Raw genomic sequence first — 17,403 nt, forward strand, 5'->3', positions numbered from 1 at the left:
AGAAATGCTTAATCAAGCATTGATGAAAACTTTATCACAGATGAGAACTATTCTTATTAGAGTGGTTATTAAGATCATACGTCAGAAAGTTCCTACAAAACTTTCAGCATTTATTACCCTATTTTGTGCCGTTATTCCCATACAGATTCATATGAGTTTGCTATAGTCACTCTCATGTTCTTTGCTTTGGAAAGCATTCATGGATTCTTGGCTTAATGATTGGCCGTGGTGGGCACAGTTAGCTGTAGTTATTTTGTTGCTTGCTATATCTGCATTTTTCTCTATCACAGAGACAAGCATGATGGCAGCCAATCGTCACAGAATTAGACACTTGGCCAATCGAGGTCATCGTGGCGCCAAGAACACACAAGACCTACTCGGCAAAACTGAGGAACTGCTATCTGTCATCTTGATTGGCAATAACGTCGTCAACACAATTGTTCCCGTCTTGCTAACAGCAATTGCCATTCATGCATTTGGCAATAATGGCTCTGTGTTATCAATTAGCACTGGTGTAACTGCAGTACTCATCATTATTTTTTGCGAGATCACACCTAAAGTGATTGGCGCTACTTACCCAGAAAGAATTTCAATCGTCACTAGCTGGATCATCAAACCCTTGATCGTGATCTTAAAGCCAGCGATGTTGTTAATTAATTTATTTGTTACCGGCTTATTAAAGATTTTTAGGGTAGATACCAAATCCAATAGCAACCAACAAATGACACCAGAGGAGCTACGCTCCGTGGTACTTGAGTCAACTCACTTTATTCCAAATAAGCACCGCAGCATTTTGGTCAATCTATTTAACTTAGAGAGTATTCAAGTTGACGATGTGATGACCCCTAGATCCAGAATGGAAGTTCTAGATTTTTCCAAACCAATTGATGATGTGATTCATCAGTTAGAAACTTGTTATCACAATAAGTTACCTGTATGCGATGAGGATTCTGACAAAATCATCGGCATTCTTGCTGTTCGTAAAGCTTTGAGCTTATTAGGCGATGAAGAACTTGAGCACCAGAATTTCCGAGATTTATTGAGTGAACCATACTTCATTCCTAGCGGAACACCCGTATTACAACAACTTCAATTCTTCCAAGAAAATCAGGAACGCATTGGCTTAGTTGTTGATGAGTACGGAATTGTTCAAGGTTTAGTAACAATTGAAGATATCCTTGAAGAGTTGATTGGCGAGTTCACCACATCACTCCCCGACTTAGCCATTAAAACAAAATGGTTAGCAGATGGCACCTACATAGCTGATGGGTCATCAAGCTTAAGAGATTTGAATCGATTACTTGATTTGAATTTACCCACAGATGGGCCTAAGACATTAAACGGCTTATTGATTGAAACTCTCGAAGATATTCCAGACAACAACGTTAGCGTCAAGATTGATGGGGTTGTAATGGAAATCATTCAGGTTGACGATCAAATTATCAAAACCGTTCGTATATATCAACCGAATGCCTGAGCAAGATGATGTCATTATTCATTTCTGGCAAAACGTTGTTAATCAATCTCTACAAACTAGAGCTAGTGACATTCACATTGAACCAGAGAATGGCGTAAGTCACATACGCCTGCGTGTTGACGGCTACCTCAAACACCTCACCAGCTCACCCTGCAACTGGCACGAAAGAATTGCTAGTCGAATAAAAATTCTTGCGCGTCTAGACATTGCTGAAAAACGACTGCCACAAGACGGTCAAATGTTGATTGGCTATCAACAAGACTCCCCAAACGTTGACTGTCGCATTTCCACACTACCAACTTTGCATGGCGAGAAAATTGTTCTTAGGATTTTGAATAAATCAGCTGATGATTTAAATCTAAATGTGCTTGGCTTTACAGATAAGCAGTTATTAGATTTAAAGCACGCCTTATCGCGCTCTCAAGGTTTTATATTGGTGACCGGCCCTACTGGCAGCGGTAAGACACACACCTTATATAGCTGCTTAAAAGAATTGATGGATAACACCAAAAATCTGACTAGCATTGAGGATCCGATTGAGGTTCATCTAAAAGGCGTGAACCAAGTTCACATCAACGAAAAAGCGGGCTTAAGGTTCGATACAGCACTCAGAGCTCTTTTACGACAAGATCCTGATGTGATTATGGTTGGAGAAATTCGCGATTTAAAAACAGCTGAAGTAGCCTTTCAGGCAGCTGAAACTGGCCACCTAGTCCTAGCGACCTTGCATGCTAATGATGCCCCTAGCGCTTTATGGCGTTTAAAGCAACTTGGAATTAGCCCAGATCAACTAGCTAATAATTTAATTTGTATTACAGCGCAACGACTAGTTAGATTGTTTTGCCATCACTGCGCAGGAAAATTAACCGCAGAGAATAACCAGTCATGTCATGTTTGCGATGGCACAGGCTATAAAGGTCGAACAGGTATACATCAAGTGCTTCCAATTAATCATGATCTTCGCATCATGATTGAATCAGGCGCGACACTAACAGCCATCAATAACTACTGTCACGCAAATCAAATTATTAGCCTGCAAGACAGCGCTCAGTTATTAGTTGAAAGGGGTATTACTAGTGCGGCAGAAGCCATGAGATATGCCGCATGAAACAATTAAACCTAGCAGAACAACTAATTATCAGTAAGCAATTTTCAACATTGCTTGACGCAGGCCTACCGCTACTTGATGCCATTAATCTCATGCAGATGTCTGATATTGCCAATGAGTTGAAAAAGGGCCACTCTTTGTCTCAGTCATTTATGCAGTTAGGTTTTGATATGTTCTGTATTGGGCTAATACACACCGGTGAAATGAGTGGATCATTAACCAATAGCTTTAAACAAATTGAGACCTACCTCAATAAAAAAATTGAGATAAATCGCAAAGTTAAAAAAGCACTCCATTACCCTACAATCGTTTTACTAATCTCATGCGCCATACTTTGGGCGATGCTTATATGGGTCATACCAAGCTTTGAGCAAATGTTTGCTAATTTTCAAGCAGAATTACCAACACCAACCTTAATTTTGATTGCCTCATCCCATTGGTTTAAAGAATTTTGGATGCCAATGGGCTTAGCGGTAATTTTTTCACTATTTATATTTTTTCAGATATGGCAGAGATATTTACCGTTTCAAAAGAAAATTGATTTCTTATTATGTCGACTACCAATTGCGGGCCCAATCAGAAAGGCTTCTTTGCTAACCCAATGGAGCAAAAACATTTCAACCTTGCTAGCTAGCGGTATGCCAATCTTAGATTCGATTAGACAGACTGCCTTAATATCAAACGACTGGGTCACATTTCAATTATGCTCAGATGTAGATGGCTTATTAAGTCAGGGGTGGTCTCTTAGCGACTCTTTAGCGAAACTCAAAGCCACAGGCTATTTTTTAAATAAGGCTCAGTTACAACTAATTAATGTTGGCGAGTCATCAGGTCAACTCTGCTCAATGTTAGATCTCATATCGAATCAGGCATCATGCCAATTAGATGAGTTGGTTGACGGCTTAACTCAAAGCTTAGAGCCCATACTAATGATCATCATGGGATTGATTATTGGCACCTTGGTTATTTCTCTATACTTACCCATCTTTCAAATGGGGCAAATTCTTTGATAGAAATAATTTCTGTGATTGTTTTGGTAGTCCTGCTAGTAGCTTTAGCATGGATTGATTTCAAAACATTCCAGTTACCTGATCCACTAACTATTTCTCTTGCTGCTTATGGGTTAATAGCAAATGGCATACTGGGATTAGGTTGGACAGATACACCATCAGCACTAATAGGCTGTGTGAGTGGCTATCTAAGCCTATATTTATTGAACTTGGCTTATATAAAAATTAAAAAAATGCATGGTATTGGCATGGGTGATGCCAAACTACTCGCCGGCTTAGGCGCATGCTTTGGCTGGCAAAGCTTGCCATATATTTTAATCATCGCATCAATAACTGGTTTACTAGGTGGCTATATATGGCTTAAAGTTCATCAACAAGACTCATCTCATGTTTTTCCATTTGGACCATTTATTGCACTCGGTGGCATCATCACATTGATATGGCTAATACTCAACGCACCCCTGAACCACTTAAGCATGTACTAAGAGTTGGCTTAACCGGTGGCATTGGCTGTGGGAAAAATGCCGTTGCAGCCCACTTGGAAAGTATGGGTGCACTGGTTATCGATACGGATCTAATTGCTCATCAGATAACTGGGCGGGATGGTCTTGCCATGCCAGCCATCAAAACCTCATTTGGTGATGAGTTTTTGCTTCCTGATGGATCATTAGATAGAGGCAAAATGCGGGCCCTAGTTTTTAGTGACCCAAAAGCTAAATTAGCCCTAGAGCACATTACCCACCCATTAATTCATCAAAAATCACAAGAAATCGCATCGGAGGGTATTAAAAAACAGCCCCCTTATGTTGTCTTTATGGTCCCATTATTGATTGAGTCGGGTCAGTGGATTAACCAAATACCAGCAAAAATAGACTATGTAGTGGTAGTAGACTGTAGCGAAGAACTACAGATTTCCAGGGTACAAGCCAGAAATCAGTTGCCTGTAGAAACCATTCAGAAGATTATTGCCAGCCAAGCCACTCGGCACGAGCGAATTAGCGTGGCTGACTACGTGATAGAAAACAACGGCACACTAGGGGAACTCGAGGTGGAGTCTAAGCGCCTGCACCAGATACTTTTAAGACAGAAAAGTCACTAAAAACACTCTTTTTTTGCCAAAAATCACAGATTTTCAGTCTAGAATATAACTCTGTGATTATTTATGAATACCCCTTCAACGAACTTGTTCGCAGTCTATTAAGACTGGAGTATCTGTTCGACCGTTTTGAATACTTTGTCGAAAAAGATGACGCTCGTGATCAACATCAAGCGATTGCTATTCTTTTCGATTTAGGTGAAATCACAGCACGCGCAGATTTGAAATCAAGCTTAATGAAAGAACTTGATCGCCAAAGAAATAGTTTGATGTCATTAAAAACTGCGGCGCAAATTAATCAAGATGTTTTATCCAAGACCCTCAATGATATGGATGGAATCTGGGGCAAGATTAACCAGACTGGTAAAACAAACGCACAAATTCTTGAAAGCGAGTGGCTCAACCTCATTCGCTCACGCTTAAGTATTCCAGGTGGCACAAGCCCAGTAGATTTGCCAGCCTATTTTGCTTGGCAATACACGCCTGCCGATCAACGTCGCCAAAGTCTTAAAAACTACGTTGCACCATTATTAGCATGGAAAGATGCTAGCCAAATGTTCTTGAAGCTTCTAAGAAGCTCAGGCAAGGCTGAGAGCATGGTGGCTACAAATGGAGCGTATCAGCAAATGTTGTCTGGCAAAACATATCAACTAATGCGTGTTGGCATTGAGAACCCTGCCTTGATTCCAGAAATTAGCGCCAACAAATATATGCTGTGGACTCGCTTCATGACATGTGATGGCGAAACAAAGCCACGCCCTATTGGTGAAGATGTTAGCTTTCAGCTATCACTTTGCAACTTCTAAAAAAGCATTTAACTTTTCTAAAATTGGTAAGGTTGCGGGCAGAATTGGCTCAAGACTAGGCTTAGCAATATCTTTTTTAAAAATCCAAGATAGTGCTTGATTTTCCAGTCCCTTTGGCTCGCCCACCCAAGAACTCACCAAACAAATATGTAAACGCACATATGCATGAGGGTAATCATGTTCAATGACCAAGAATTCACTCGCATCATTGATGGACACATTAATCTCTTCCTGAAGTTCTCGCTGTAGGGCTTGCAACAGGGTCTCACCAATTTCAATCTTGCCCCCAGGAAACTCCCAATAGCCTGCATAAGGCTTTCCTTCAGGTCTTTGGCCAAGCAAAATGGACTGATCTGGTTTGATTAGGATGCCAACAGCCACCTCAACAATAGGTCGACCACTTGCAGTTACTTCCGGATGGGATGATGACGGCATATGCCCTAGGATTCTTGGCCAGCCCAGTGGCGGGCGAATTGCCATGCAACTCGACCTGATCTTGAACCTCTTTCCAAAGCCCAAATTAAAGCTTCTGGTTTTGCTGCGTCAATCTTTTGGTTAGTTAAGCCAAAGTGCTTTAACCAATGAGCGACCATATCTAGGTACTCATCCTGTTTAGGTGGATAAAATGAAATCCACAAACCAAAACGCTCTGATAAAGAAATCTTCTCTTCTACCACTTCACCTGGATGTATCTCACCATCAGAAGTATGACGATAAGACTCATTGTCTTTCATATACTCAGGCAATAAGTGGCGACGATTTGAGGTGGCATAAATCAAGATGTTATCCACTTGAGCAGCTACAGAACCATCTAAAGCTGACTTTAAAGATTTGTATCCTGACTCACCATCTTCAAAAGATAAGTCGTCGCAAAAAATAATGAATCGCTCAGGACGATTAGCCAAAATATCTGTCAAATCGCCCAAATCTGTTAGATGTTCTTTATCAACTTCAACCAGTCTTAGCCCTTTGCCTGAAAACTCATTCAAACATGCTTTGATCAAAGATGACTTACCAGTACCTCTCGCGCCAGTTAATAAAACGTTATTAGCAGGCCTACCATCTACAAAATGTTTTGTATTGGAATAAATTTGATCTTTCTGACGATCAATATGCTGTAAGTCGTTAAATGAAATATTCGACGTGTGTTTAACAGCTTGTAAGTACCCTAACTTACCAAAAAGAGTATCTTTGCGGCGCCAGCGAAAGGCAACAGAAGACTTCCAATCATCTTCTGTTAATTGCCTAGGCATCCACTCATCAAGTCTTTGCAACAAGTGATCAAGACGCTCTAATTGATTAGACATAACTTTAGATCAGCTTAAGAACGATAATCCGCATTAATAGAAACATACTCGTGAGATAGATCACAAGTCCAAACTGTTTGAGTTGCCGCACCCCTACCCAAATCAGCCTTTACCTTGATTTCTGCTTTTTTCATCACGCGTTGACCATCCTCTTCTTTATAGTCAGGATGACGTCCACCATTTTTAGCTACCCACACATCATCTAGCCATAACTGCACGCCACTAACATCTAAATCAGCAATCCCTGCATAACCAATTGCAGCCAAGATACGGCCTAAGTTAGGATCACTAGCAAAAAAAGCAGTTTTAACGAGCGGAGAGTGAGCAATGGCTTCAGCAACTTGTTTGCACTCAGCTACCGTTTTGCCACCATCAATTTGAATGGTAATAAATTTAGTGGCACCTTCGCCATCACGCACAATCATTTGAGCTAATTGCTGACTGATTTCAATCAAGGCTTGGCGGAAGGCATGAAACGCTGAACCACTTGAAGGAATCTCAACACCACTAGCACCTGTTGCCATGACAATGAATGAATCATTCGTGGATGTATCACCGTCGATAGTGATTGCATTAAATGATAAATCTGCTGCCTCAGTAGTTAGTTGTTGTAACAACGCTTGAGAAACTTTTGCATCGGTACCGACATATCCCAACATGGTTGCCATGTTGGGATGAATCATTCCAGCACCTTTACTGATACCAGTTAAAGTGATTGTTTGACCGTTAATTTGTACTTGCTTAGATGCAGCCTTGGGCTGAGTATCTGTTGTCATGATTGATTCAGCCGCATTGAACCAATTATCAGCCTCTAAACGACTAATTGCTTGAGGCATTGCAGCCACAACCTTCTCAACGGGCAAAGGCTCAAGAATCACACCCGTTGAAAAAGGCAAAACCTGTTCACGCTTCAATCCCATCAGCTTTGCTAATTCATCACATGTCTTAATAGCATTTTGATAACCAGGCTCACCTGTACCCGCATTAGCGTTACCAGTGTTGACAACTAAAGCCCTAACCTCAAGACCAGCTTTATTTGTAGCTGCCAAATGCTCTCTACAAATTTGCACTGGGGCTGCACAAAAACGATTTTTGGTAAATACACCAGCAACGCTAGAACCAGCAGGCAATTCAATTACCAATACATCCTTGCGACCAGGTCTTTTAATACCTGCTTCGGCATGACCTAAACGCAAACCATTAACCGGTTTTAAATCACTAGCAATCGGTAAAGGAGAATTAACTGACATATTGATTCATTCTTTATTAGTTAAGCTGGCCATGGCACTGCTTGTATTTTTTGCCACTACCACAAGGACATGGGTCATTTCGCCCAACCTTTGAACCAGACTGCATTGGTTGTTGCGCTGCTTGTTGAGTAGATTCTTCAGATTCATTTGCATCAGCAGAATTAGCATCAGCATGTTGATACTGAACACCTTTTACATCAGCCAAATCTTCTTGGATAGATTCAGAGGCTTGCTCTAATTCAGCTGCAGTTTGGATCTTCACAACCATGATCGTACGTGTTACATCTAATTTCACGCTATCTAATAAACGTGCAAACAATTCAAATGCTTCACGACGATACTCTTGCTTAGGATCTTTTTGAGCATATCCACGTAAGTGAATACCTTGGCGCAAATGATCTAATGCTGCTAAATGTTCTCTCCAATGAGTATCTAAACTATATAAAGTTACAGAACGCTCAAAGTTAGCAAAAGATTCTCTACCAACCATTGCAACTTTGCTGTCATAGGCATTCTTAGCAGCTTCTAGCACTTTAACAAGTAACTCATCAGTTTCAATTGAATCAGCCGCATCAATTTCAGACTGAAGATCAACACTGACACCCCACTCGCTAGTTAGCACTTGAGTCAAGCCAGCAACATCCCATTGCTCAACAACCGAGCCTTGCGGAATGTACTCATGAAATAAATCAGTGAAATATGATTCGCGCAAATTAGCAATCAATTCACCAACATCTTTTGATTCTAGAACTTCGTTACGCAGTCTATAAACTTCTTTACGTTGATCATTAGCCACGTCATCGTATTGCAATAATTGCTTACGAATATCAAAGTTACGCGCCTCCACCTTGCGTTGCGCAGATTCAATTGAGCGCGTCACCATGCCCGCTTCAATTGGTTCACCCTCAGGCATGCGCAGGCGATCCATGATTGCTTTTAATCTTTCACCGGCAAAGATACGTAGCAGTGCATCATCTAATGACAAATAGAATCTTGAAGAACCAGGGTCGCCTTGACGACCAGAACGGCCTCTTAATTGATTGTCAACACGACGACTTTCATGGCGCTCTGTACCGATGATATGTAAACCACCTGCAGACACCACATGGTCATGTAGACCTTGCCATTCATCATGCAACTTTTGAATACGTGATTTTTTATCTGCATCAGCAATTGCAGCATCAGCTTCAATTAATGCTGCTTGCTTTTCAACGTTACCACCCAAAACGATGTCAGTACCACGACCCGCCATATTCGTAGCAATCGTGATCATCTTTGGTCGACCAGCCTGAGCAATGATCTCAGCCTCGCGCGCGTGCTGTTTGGCATTGAGCACTTGATGTGGTAACTGTGCCTTGTCTAACAAAGATGAAATTAATTCTGAATTTTCAATCGAAGTCGTACCAACCAATACTGGTTGACCACGTTCGTAACAATCTTGAATATCTTTAATAACTGCGTTGTAACGCTCCATCGATGAGCGATAGATTTGATCCTGCTTATCAATACGTGCATTGATGCGATTAGGAGGAACAATGACAGTCTCAAGACCATAAATCTCCTGAAACTCATATGCTTCAGTATCTGCAGTACCTGTCATACCAGCCAACTTGCCGTACATGCGGAAGTAGTTCTGGAATGTAATAGTGGCCAACGTGCGGTTCTCATGCTGAATTGCCACACCCTCTTTGGCCTCTACTGCTTGATGCAAACCATCAGACCAACGACGACCTTGCATCAAACGACCAGTGAACTCATCAACGATGATAACTTCGCCATTTTGAACGACGTAATGCTGATCTTTATTGAATAAGGTATGAGCACGTAGGGCTGCATACACATGGTGCATCAAAGTAATATTTTGTGGTGCGTAAAGTGACTCACCCTCTTTGATCAAGCCTAACTTCGTTAACGCTTGCTCGGCTTTCTCATGACCAGTTTCTGTCAAAAATACCTGATGACTCTTTTCATCAACGATGTAATCGCCAGGAGTAACAATGCCTGTACCATCCGCTTTTTCTTCACCGATTTGACGCGTCAGATACTGCGGCAAGGCATTCATGGTGACATACACATCTGTATGGTCTTCAGCTTGACCAGAGATGATTAATGGCGTGCGAGCCTCGTCAATCAGAATTGAGTCAACTTCGTCCACAATCGCATAAGCCAAACCACGCTGCACACGCTGGTCCAAGTCCTGAACCATGTTGTCACGCAAATAATCAAAACCAAACTCGTTATTGGTACCGTAGGTAATATCTGAACCATAAGCCTTTTGTTTAGCTTCGTGATCCATTTGAGATAAATTAATCCCAACAGTTAAACCAAGGAAGTTATATAACTTCGCCATCCACTCAGCATCTCGCTGTGCCAAGTAATCGTTAACTGTTACAACATGTACACCACGACCAGATAGTGCATTTAAATAAACTGGCAATGTCGCCGTAAGAGTTTTACCCTCACCTGTTCGCATTTCTGCAATCTTGCCTTGGTGTAGGGCAATACCACCGATCATTTGGACATCAAAGTGACGCATGCCCATCACACGCTTACTCGCCTCACGAACTACAGCAAATACCTCAGGCAAAATATCATCTAAAGTCTGACCAGCAGCTAATTTGGACTTGAATTCACTTGTTTTAGCTTGCAATGCAGCATCGTCAAGCAAGGTCATACCCTGCTCTAGACTATTAATCTGAGCGACAATGCGCTTATATTGTTTTAAGAGCCGATCATTTCGGCTGCCAAATATTTTCTTAAGAAGACCAGTAACCATGACTTTTGCGAGGAAATTTAAGCCTCAAAGTTTAGCACCCGGAAGGGGTTCTGCGAATGCTCGCGAGGCATTAGATTGCATTGAAGAAAATAGCCCTCTAGGAGAAATTCTTCAAAAAGCTGAAAACAGCCTTCTTTTGCAGCAGGCTTTAAGGCTCAGCCTCAATAAAAATGGGCTTGAGAAGGCTGCTGACCTTGTCAAAGTTGGTGGTTTTTCTGAAGGCAACGGAGAACTAAAGATCTATACCAATCACTCCACTGTAGCCACTAGATTGCAACAAAAACTGCCTTCAATCCTATTAAATCTTCAAGAACAGGGTTGGGCTGTACAGTTTTTAAGCATCAAACAGTCTCCCAAAGAGCTCTCGATAGATGGGCTAAATAGCGATCATTACTCCAATAAACCGCCTGTTTTTACAGAAGTTGCTCAAAAATCATGGGCGGGCTTACTCGACAAACTAGATGGGGAATCACCGCTCAAAGCTGCGGTAAGAAATCTTCTTAAGCGAAGAAGATGAAATTAAAGCTGTATTTAGATATTTTTAAGTAAACTTAAAAGAAGTTAATAAAACTTCTTAAAGCCAATCTAGGCAAAAAGAGGTCTACCTGCCTGTATGTAAGCCTTAGGTGCGTCTGCTTCACTAAAAGTACAAACTTCATATGAAGTTGGGTCGGCAAACATGGCTCGCAATAGAGCATTATTCATGGCATGACCAGATTTTTCAGCAACATAAGCACCGACAATTGGATGACCAGCCAAATACAAATCGCCAATAGCATCCAAGATTTTGTGGCGCACAAACTCATCGTCATAACGTAGTTCTTCGTTATTTAAAATGCGGTGCTCATCCAAAACAATCGCATTATCTAGACTACCGCCACGAGCCAAGCCCATCTCTCGCAAAGCCTCTACTTCATGGGCAAAGCCAAAAGTTCTAGCACGGCCAATCTCTCTAGCATATGTACTATCAGCAAAGTCAATCACATGCCTTTGCCCAGTCTTATCGACCGCGGGATGCTTGAAGTCAATTGTGAAATCTAACTTATATCCATTGAATGGCTCTAGCCTTGCCAATTTACCGGCATCCCTAACTTCAATTGGCTTTTTAATCACAATAAATTGGCGTGGAGCATCTTGTTCTTGCAAACCAGCAGACTCAATCAAAAACAAAAATGAAGCTGCACTACCATCCATGATCGGCACTTCTTCACAATCTAACTCAATAATGAGGTTATCAATACCTAAGCCCGCACAACCTGAAAGCAAATGCTCAACAGTCGACACTCTTGTGTCACCGTTTTGCAAAACAGTGGCTAAGCGCGTATCAGTAACTGCATGAGCTTGGGCTTTAATACCTAATGAATTAGGTATATCAACCCTATGAAAAATAATTCCAGTATTGATCGGGGCTGGGCTTAATTTCAACGTCACCTTACGGCCCGTATGCAAACCTATGCCTACAGTTTTAACAGGAGCCGCAATGGTGCGTTGATTTAACATCATTATTTATATTAATTAGAGTGCTTTTAATGCAGAAGCTGCATCACTCACTTCAAATTTACCAGGTCCTTCAACGGCTAAATGTTTAACCACACCGTTATCAACAATCATCAAATAACGTTGTGAACGAACACCTAAACCACGAGCTGTTAGATCTAATTCCAAGCCTAACTTTTTCGTGAGCTCACCAGAACCATCAGCCATCATTCGTACTTTGCCATTAACCTTTTGATCTTTACCCCAAGCACCCATCACAAAAGCGTCATTCACAGACAAACACCAAATTTCATCAACGCCTTTTGCTTTAATCGCATCATACTGAGCAACATAACCAGGGACATGTTGTGCAGAGCATGTTGGCGTAAATGCACCAGGTAAACCAAAAATAACAATCTTCTTACCTGCTGTTAATTTGCTTACTTCAAAAGCATTAGGCCCTACAGAGCATCCCTCAGTAGCAACCTCTAAAAACTCATGAATTGTTGCATTAGGTAGTTGTTGTCCTACAGTAATCATTTTTTGTCTCCATCAAAAATTAAGGCTATTTATTAATAGCAATTATTGGCATTTATATTTGCCAGAATACCGATGGTATCGCATGCGTCGTCATTTCGCAGGAGGCGCGTTACCATCGGCATCTGTATGCCTTTGTTTTATATAGATTTTCTAAATTACTATGTATTCTTAGTCAGCTTGCTTGCGCAAAAAGGCTGGAATATCGTAGTAATCAGCACCCTTATCCATCATTGCTTGTGCTTCTGGTGAGCTATTCGCACCCAAACGTGGTTCAGCAGATTCACGATTGCTGCGAAAAACCTTAGGCACATCATACTTAGCATAATCAGAAGCAGAGCTTGCTGGCATTACTGGAGCAGGAGCGGCCGCAGTATTTGCCATTGCCATTGAAGCAGTAGCACTTTGCGGAGCAAATGAACTCAAGTCAGCCATCGTTGGCGCTGCATCATAAGTACCTGTTGCTTGTGTATTACGCCAAATTACTTCTGGTTGCTTTTCTTTACGCTTACCACCATTCAAACCAGTAGCAACTACTGTTACACGTAATGCATCACCCAAGCTTTCGTCATAAACAGTACCAAAAATAACAGTAGCATCATCAGCAGCGTAGCCACGAATAGCACCCATTACTTCACGAGTTTCTGACAACTTGAGAGAACGACTTGCAGTGATGTTTACCAACACACCGCGAGCACCTGATAGATCAACACCTTCTAACAATGGTGATGCAACAGCAGCTTCAGCAGCTAAACGAGCACGGTCCATACCAGATACAGTTGCCGTACCCATCATCGCTTTACCTTGCTCACTCATCACAGTTTTCACGTCTTCAAAGTCAACGTTGATCAAACCTTGTTCATTGATGATTTCAGCAATGCCAGCAACAGCGTTATGCAATACGTCATCTGCACAACCAAATGCTTTATCCATCTCAGCATCTTCGCCCATTACTTCAAATAGTTTTTCATTGAGAACAACAATCAATGAATCTACATAGTTTTCCAACTCATGAGCACCCGCCTCAGCAACTTTAGCGCGCTTAGAACCTTCAAAGTCAAATGGCTTGCTAATCACACCAACAGTCAAGATACCCATTTCTTTAGCTACTTGAGCAACGATTGGGCCTGCACCTGTACCTGTACCACCACCCATACCTGCAGTGATAAATACCATGTGTGCACCTTGTAGAGCATCAGCAATACGAGCTTTAGCTTCTACTGCTGAAGATGCACCTACTTCAGGTTTAGCGCCAGCACCAAGACCAGTGGCACCCAACTGGATATTAAGACCTGCTTTAGAACGTTGAAGTGCACCTGCATCTGTGTTCATGCAAATGAACTCAACACCTTGTACACCACGACGAATCATGTGCTGCACAGCGTTACCGCCTGCACCGCCCACGCCGACCACTTTAATAATGGTCTTACCCGCCGGTTCTGTATCTAACATTTCAAATTCCATACTACCTCCTTATAACTACGGTTGACGACGACAAAATAAAAACTGCAATACTTAATTCTTAATATCAAAAATTACCCATGAACCACTCACGCATACGCGACATAATGTTTTGCCACGTACCTGATTGAGCAACTCGACGACCACGTACTAACTGCACGCGACCTTCCATTAACAAACCTAGACCCGTTGAATAACGAGGACTTCTTAAAATTTCACTCAGATGACCTTTGTACTCAGGCACACCTACGCGAGCCGGCTTAGCAAAAACTTCTTCCGCCAACTCAACTACGCCCGGCATTAATGCAGTACCCCCAGTTAACACGATTCCAGAAGAAACTAAATCTTCCATGCCTGAATCACGAACCACTTGACGCACCAAGCTCAGCAACTCTTCAACGCGCGGCTCAATTACTGCTGCCAATGCCTGACGTGACATTGAGCGTGCTTCACGATCGCCAACACCTGGGACCTCAATACTTTCGTTTGGATTTGCCATGCTTTGGCGAGCAATGCCAAAATGAATCTTTAAGTCTTCCGCTTCAATCGTTGGTGTACGTAATGCCATTGCAATGTCATTAGTAATTTGATCACCAGCAATAGGAATCACGGCTGTGTGACGAATTGCACCTTGGCTGAAAATGGCGATGTCAGTTGTGCCGCCACCAATATCAACCAATACAACACCTAATTCTTTTTCATCTTCTGTTAATACAGCCACACTCGAAGCCAAAGGTTGCAAAATCAAGTCATTAACTTCTAGACCGCAACGACGTACGCATTTCACAATGTTCTGTGCCGCACTTACAGCACCAGTAACAATATGTACTTTTACCTCTAGACGAATACCACTCATACCAATAGGTTCACGCACATCCTCTTGTCCATCAATGATGAATTCTTGAGTAAGGATGTGAATAATTTGCTGATCAGTTGGAATATTGATTGCTTTTGCAGTCTCAATCACACGCTCTACATCACTTGGCGATACTTCTTTATCTCTAATTGCCACCATGCCTGTTGAGTTAAAGCTGTGAATATGGTTACCCGCGATACCAGTAAAGACTTGTGCAATACGGCGATCAGCCATCACTTCTGCTTCTTCAAGCGCTTTCTGAATTGACTGAACAGTAGCTTCAATGTTGACCACAACACCTTTTTTTAGGCCTTTTGATGCCACTTGACCAAGTCCAACAACATTGAACTGACCGTCAGGATTTAACTCAGCAACCAAAGCAACCACCTTGGATGTGCCAATATCCAAACCAACAATTAAATCTTTGGTGTCTTTACTAATTACGCTCACAGTTTTTTTCCTATATGTATTGCATAGCCATTGGCATAACGAAGATCAATTGAGTCAATACGCTGGCCCCACTTCTCTTCTACTTGCGGCCAACTCTTTAATAAACGTTCAACACTTAATTGAATTTGCTTAGAGTCACGCTCATCTAATTCGCGACCCAACTCAATTAATAATCCATTACTCAGTTTTACTTTCCAGGCATAACGAGATGACAAATCAAGACCTTGAACCTTGACGTTCCATGGCTCAAACCAAGTATTTATTTTTTGTACTTTTTTGAATACCTCTTGATTACTACCTTCAGGGCCACTGAATCTCAACAATGACGCACCATCTTCAGCCTCAGCCATATTGGCAACAAAGACTTCGCCATAGGTATTCATTAATTTAGGTGTATCACTACCACCCCAAACTGCCAAAGGCTGGTGTTCCTCGATTGCCACCACAATTCCGTTAGGCCATTCACGACGCACACTGGCCCTTCTTACCCAAGGCATACTCTCAAATGCTTGACGTGCCTGATCTAAACGAACAGTAAAGAAGTTGCCGCGCACCTGATCAACAGCCCTTGCTTTAATGGTTGGCAAATTGACATGCTTTAATTCACGGCCATCTAAAGATTCAACAGTGAGGTGATTCAGAGTAAATACTGGCTTTTGCCCCAACCAGAAAAGTAACCATGCACAAGTTGATAAAAGTGCAATTAACAACAATACATTTGAAATTGCGCGCAATGTTCTTGGATGGCTCCAAATCGGGCCAAATACAGTGGCCGATATAGAAGCAATCAAAGAGAAGGCGGCGCGCAAGAATTTCATGAATTCACACCTGCCTTACTTAATAACCATAAGACTAAGTCAGCATATTCAACACCTGCGGCTCTTGCAGCCATTGGCACCAATGAATGACCAGTCATGCCAGGCGCCGTATTCATTTCTAATAAATATGGTTGACCGGTTTGGTTATCAATCATCACATCTGCACGACCCCAACCTTTGCAACCCAATGCACGATAGGCGCTTAATGCCAAGTCTTGTACTTTTTTCTCTAAAGATACATCTAAGCCAGTTGGGCAAAGATATCTTGTGTCATCAGAGAAATATTTATTGTGATAATCGTAATTAGAATCTGGAGCAACAATTCTGATCACTGGCAATGGTTGCGCATTGACACCATCACCAACAATCGGGCAAGTTAACTCTTCGCCAATGATGCATTGCTCAGCCATGACATCTCTATCAAGCTTCGCTGCCATTTCATAGGCTTTTGGTAAATCTGCAACATTTGTCACCTTGCTTAAACCAAGCGATGAACCTTCTCTAGCTGGCTTAACGATGATTGGCAAACCCAAATCTTTTGCAATCTGATTCCAATCACTATTAGCATTTAACATGGCAAATTTAGGTGTTGCCAAATTAAAGCTAGACCACAAACGCTTAGTTGCTTGCTTATCTATTGCTAATGCAGAAGCCAATACACCACTGCCCGTATAAGGCAACTTCATCTGCTCCAATAGACCTTGCATGGTCCCATCTTCACCATAGCGCCCGTGAAGAGCAATAAATACTCGGTCAAATTGCTGCTTAGCTAAATCAGAAATCGATTGCTCTGCTGGGTCAAAAGCATGAGCCTTCACACCCTTAGATAGAAGTGCCTCTAAAACACCTTTACCGGACATCAAAGAAATTTCTCGCTCACCTGATTTGCCACCAAGCAAAACTCCTACTTTGCCAAGGCTTGCAACATTCACTTGGGCCAAATCTTTTTGTACCAACTCACTCCATGGCGTCATT

Annotated in this window: 17 protein-coding genes; 7 read left to right on the forward strand and 10 right to left on the reverse strand. The window is 41.9% G+C overall.

Going from position 1 to position 17,403, the window contains the following annotated elements; all coding sequences use genetic code 11:
- Positions 1-199: 199 nt before the first annotated feature.
- From CFR83_RS03495 to zapD, 6 genes are read left to right on the forward strand one after another with little or no spacing between them, the layout of a single operon-like run.
- Positions 200-1,477, forward strand: coding sequence for an HlyC/CorC family transporter (locus tag CFR83_RS03495; protein ID WP_088812583.1), 1,278 nt, complete (start codon positions 200-202; stop codon positions 1,475-1,477).
- Positions 1,470-2,585 (forward strand): GspE/PulE family protein, encoded by a 1,116-nt coding sequence (locus CFR83_RS03500; RefSeq protein WP_088812584.1) that lies wholly within the window; start codon positions 1,470-1,472, stop codon positions 2,583-2,585. Before CFR83_RS03495 ends, CFR83_RS03500 begins: the two co-directional genes overlap by 8 nt.
- Positions 2,582-3,595 carry a type II secretion system F family protein gene (locus tag CFR83_RS03505; protein ID WP_088812585.1) on the forward strand — a complete coding sequence of 338 codons (1,014 nt, stop codon included), beginning with the start codon at positions 2,582-2,584 and terminating at the stop codon, positions 3,593-3,595. Before CFR83_RS03500 ends, CFR83_RS03505 begins: the two co-directional genes overlap by 4 nt.
- Positions 3,592-4,080, forward strand: a complete 489-nt coding sequence (locus CFR83_RS03510; RefSeq protein WP_088812586.1) for a prepilin peptidase — start codon at positions 3,592-3,594, stop codon at positions 4,078-4,080. Before CFR83_RS03505 ends, CFR83_RS03510 begins: the two co-directional genes overlap by 4 nt.
- Positions 4,035-4,694: a dephospho-CoA kinase gene (gene coaE / locus CFR83_RS03515; protein ID WP_088812587.1), complete on the forward strand. Its 660-nt coding sequence runs from the start codon at positions 4,035-4,037 to the stop codon at positions 4,692-4,694. Before CFR83_RS03510 ends, coaE begins: the two co-directional genes overlap by 46 nt.
- 53 nt (positions 4,695-4,747) lie before the next feature.
- Entirely contained in the window at positions 4,748-5,497 is a 750-nt protein-coding gene (gene zapD / locus CFR83_RS03520) for a cell division protein ZapD (RefSeq protein ID WP_088812588.1), read from the forward strand.
- Here zapD and mutT read toward each other — a convergent pair.
- The 4 genes from mutT to secA are packed head-to-tail and all read right to left on the reverse strand — an operon-like array spanning position 5,480 to position 10,830.
- On the reverse strand, positions 5,480-5,977 hold the full coding sequence (mutT, locus tag CFR83_RS03525; protein ID WP_341476333.1) for an 8-oxo-dGTP diphosphatase MutT: 498 nt from the start codon (positions 5,975-5,977) through the stop codon (positions 5,480-5,482). The two genes, zapD and mutT, sit on opposite strands and share 18 nt — an antisense overlap.
- Positions 5,938-6,804 carry an ATP-binding protein gene (locus CFR83_RS03530; RefSeq protein ID WP_088812590.1) on the reverse strand — a complete coding sequence of 289 codons (867 nt, stop codon included), beginning with the start codon at positions 6,802-6,804 and terminating at the stop codon, positions 5,938-5,940. Before CFR83_RS03530 ends, mutT begins: the two co-directional genes overlap by 40 nt.
- Before the next feature lie 14 nt (positions 6,805-6,818).
- Positions 6,819-8,054, reverse strand: a complete 1,236-nt coding sequence (gene argJ / locus CFR83_RS03535) for a bifunctional glutamate N-acetyltransferase/amino-acid acetyltransferase ArgJ (protein ID WP_088812591.1) — start codon at positions 8,052-8,054, stop codon at positions 6,819-6,821.
- Positions 8,055-8,070: 16 nt separating this feature from the next.
- Complete coding sequence (secA, locus tag CFR83_RS03540) at positions 8,071-10,830, reverse strand: preprotein translocase subunit SecA (protein WP_088812592.1); 2,760 nt, start codon at positions 10,828-10,830, stop codon at positions 8,071-8,073.
- Between secA and CFR83_RS03545 the strand changes: the two genes are divergently transcribed.
- Positions 10,829-11,347 (forward strand): DciA family protein, encoded by a 519-nt coding sequence (locus tag CFR83_RS03545; protein ID WP_088812593.1) that lies wholly within the window; start codon positions 10,829-10,831, stop codon positions 11,345-11,347. The genes secA and CFR83_RS03545 overlap by 2 nt on opposite strands.
- Positions 11,348-11,415: 68 nt before the next feature.
- Here CFR83_RS03545 and lpxC read toward each other — a convergent pair whose 3' ends face one another.
- The 6 genes from lpxC to CFR83_RS03575 all read right to left on the reverse strand — a co-directional run bounded on the left by lpxC (position 11,416) and on the right by CFR83_RS03575 (position 17,402).
- On the reverse strand, positions 11,416-12,330 hold the full coding sequence (lpxC, locus tag CFR83_RS03550; RefSeq protein WP_088813188.1) for a UDP-3-O-acyl-N-acetylglucosamine deacetylase: 915 nt from the start codon (positions 12,328-12,330) through the stop codon (positions 11,416-11,418).
- A 15-nt stretch (positions 12,331-12,345) separates the two neighbouring features.
- A complete protein-coding gene (locus CFR83_RS03555; protein ID WP_088812594.1) occupies positions 12,346-12,846 on the reverse strand; it encodes a peroxiredoxin in 501 nt (166 codons plus the stop codon).
- A 168-nt stretch (positions 12,847-13,014) separates the two neighbouring features.
- Positions 13,015-14,307: a cell division protein FtsZ gene (gene ftsZ, locus CFR83_RS03560; protein ID WP_088812595.1), complete on the reverse strand. Its 1,293-nt coding sequence runs from the start codon at positions 14,305-14,307 to the stop codon at positions 13,015-13,017.
- 64 nt (positions 14,308-14,371) lie between these two features.
- Positions 14,372-15,601 carry a cell division protein FtsA gene (gene ftsA / locus CFR83_RS03565; RefSeq protein WP_088813189.1) on the reverse strand — a complete coding sequence of 410 codons (1,230 nt, stop codon included), beginning with the start codon at positions 15,599-15,601 and terminating at the stop codon, positions 14,372-14,374.
- A 5-nt stretch (positions 15,602-15,606) separates the two neighbouring features.
- A complete protein-coding gene (locus CFR83_RS03570) occupies positions 15,607-16,428 on the reverse strand; it encodes a cell division protein FtsQ/DivIB (RefSeq protein ID WP_088812596.1) in 822 nt (273 codons plus the stop codon).
- Entirely contained in the window at positions 16,425-17,402 is a 978-nt protein-coding gene (locus CFR83_RS03575) for a D-alanine--D-alanine ligase (RefSeq protein ID WP_088813190.1), read from the reverse strand. The genes CFR83_RS03570 and CFR83_RS03575 overlap by 4 nt, the downstream gene beginning before the upstream one ends.
- Position 17,403: the final 1 nt, after the last annotated feature.

This window comes from Polynucleobacter victoriensis, from assembly GCF_900187875.1.
Lineage (GTDB): Bacteria > Pseudomonadota > Gammaproteobacteria > Burkholderiales > Burkholderiaceae > Polynucleobacter > Polynucleobacter victoriensis.

Excerpts from the sequence above, each read along its gene's own strand:
- CFR83_RS03545 (WP_088812593.1), top strand. The coding sequence starts at position 10,829 with ATGACTTTTGCGAGGAAATTTAAGCCTCAAAGTTTAGCACCCGGAAGG.
- CFR83_RS03570 (WP_088812596.1), bottom strand. The coding sequence starts at position 16,428 with ATGAAATTCTTGCGCGCCGCCTTCTCTTTGATTGCTTCTATATCGGCC.
- lpxC (WP_088813188.1), bottom strand. The coding sequence starts at position 12,330 with ATGTTAAATCAACGCACCATTGCGGCTCCTGTTAAAACTGTAGGCATA.
- CFR83_RS03575 (WP_088813190.1), bottom strand. The coding sequence starts at position 17,402 with ATGACGCCATGGAGTGAGTTGGTACAAAAAGATTTGGCCCAAGTGAAT.
- CFR83_RS03505 (WP_088812585.1), top strand. The coding sequence starts at position 2,582 with ATGAAACAATTAAACCTAGCAGAACAACTAATTATCAGTAAGCAATTT.
- CFR83_RS03555 (WP_088812594.1), bottom strand. The coding sequence starts at position 12,846 with ATGATTACTGTAGGACAACAACTACCTAATGCAACAATTCATGAGTTT.
- ftsZ (WP_088812595.1), bottom strand. The coding sequence starts at position 14,307 with ATGGAATTTGAAATGTTAGATACAGAACCGGCGGGTAAGACCATTATT.
- mutT (WP_341476333.1), bottom strand. The coding sequence starts at position 5,977 with ATGGCAATTCGCCCGCCACTGGGCTGGCCAAGAATCCTAGGGCATATG.
- CFR83_RS03530 (WP_088812590.1), bottom strand. The coding sequence starts at position 6,804 with ATGTCTAATCAATTAGAGCGTCTTGATCACTTGTTGCAAAGACTTGAT.
- coaE (WP_088812587.1), top strand. The coding sequence starts at position 4,035 with ATGGCTAATACTCAACGCACCCCTGAACCACTTAAGCATGTACTAAGA.
- secA (WP_088812592.1), bottom strand. The coding sequence starts at position 10,830 with ATGGTTACTGGTCTTCTTAAGAAAATATTTGGCAGCCGAAATGATCGG.
- CFR83_RS03500 (WP_088812584.1), top strand. The coding sequence starts at position 1,470 with ATGCCTGAGCAAGATGATGTCATTATTCATTTCTGGCAAAACGTTGTT.
- CFR83_RS03495 (WP_088812583.1), top strand. The coding sequence starts at position 200 with ATGGATTCTTGGCTTAATGATTGGCCGTGGTGGGCACAGTTAGCTGTA.
- argJ (WP_088812591.1), bottom strand. The coding sequence starts at position 8,054 with ATGTCAGTTAATTCTCCTTTACCGATTGCTAGTGATTTAAAACCGGTT.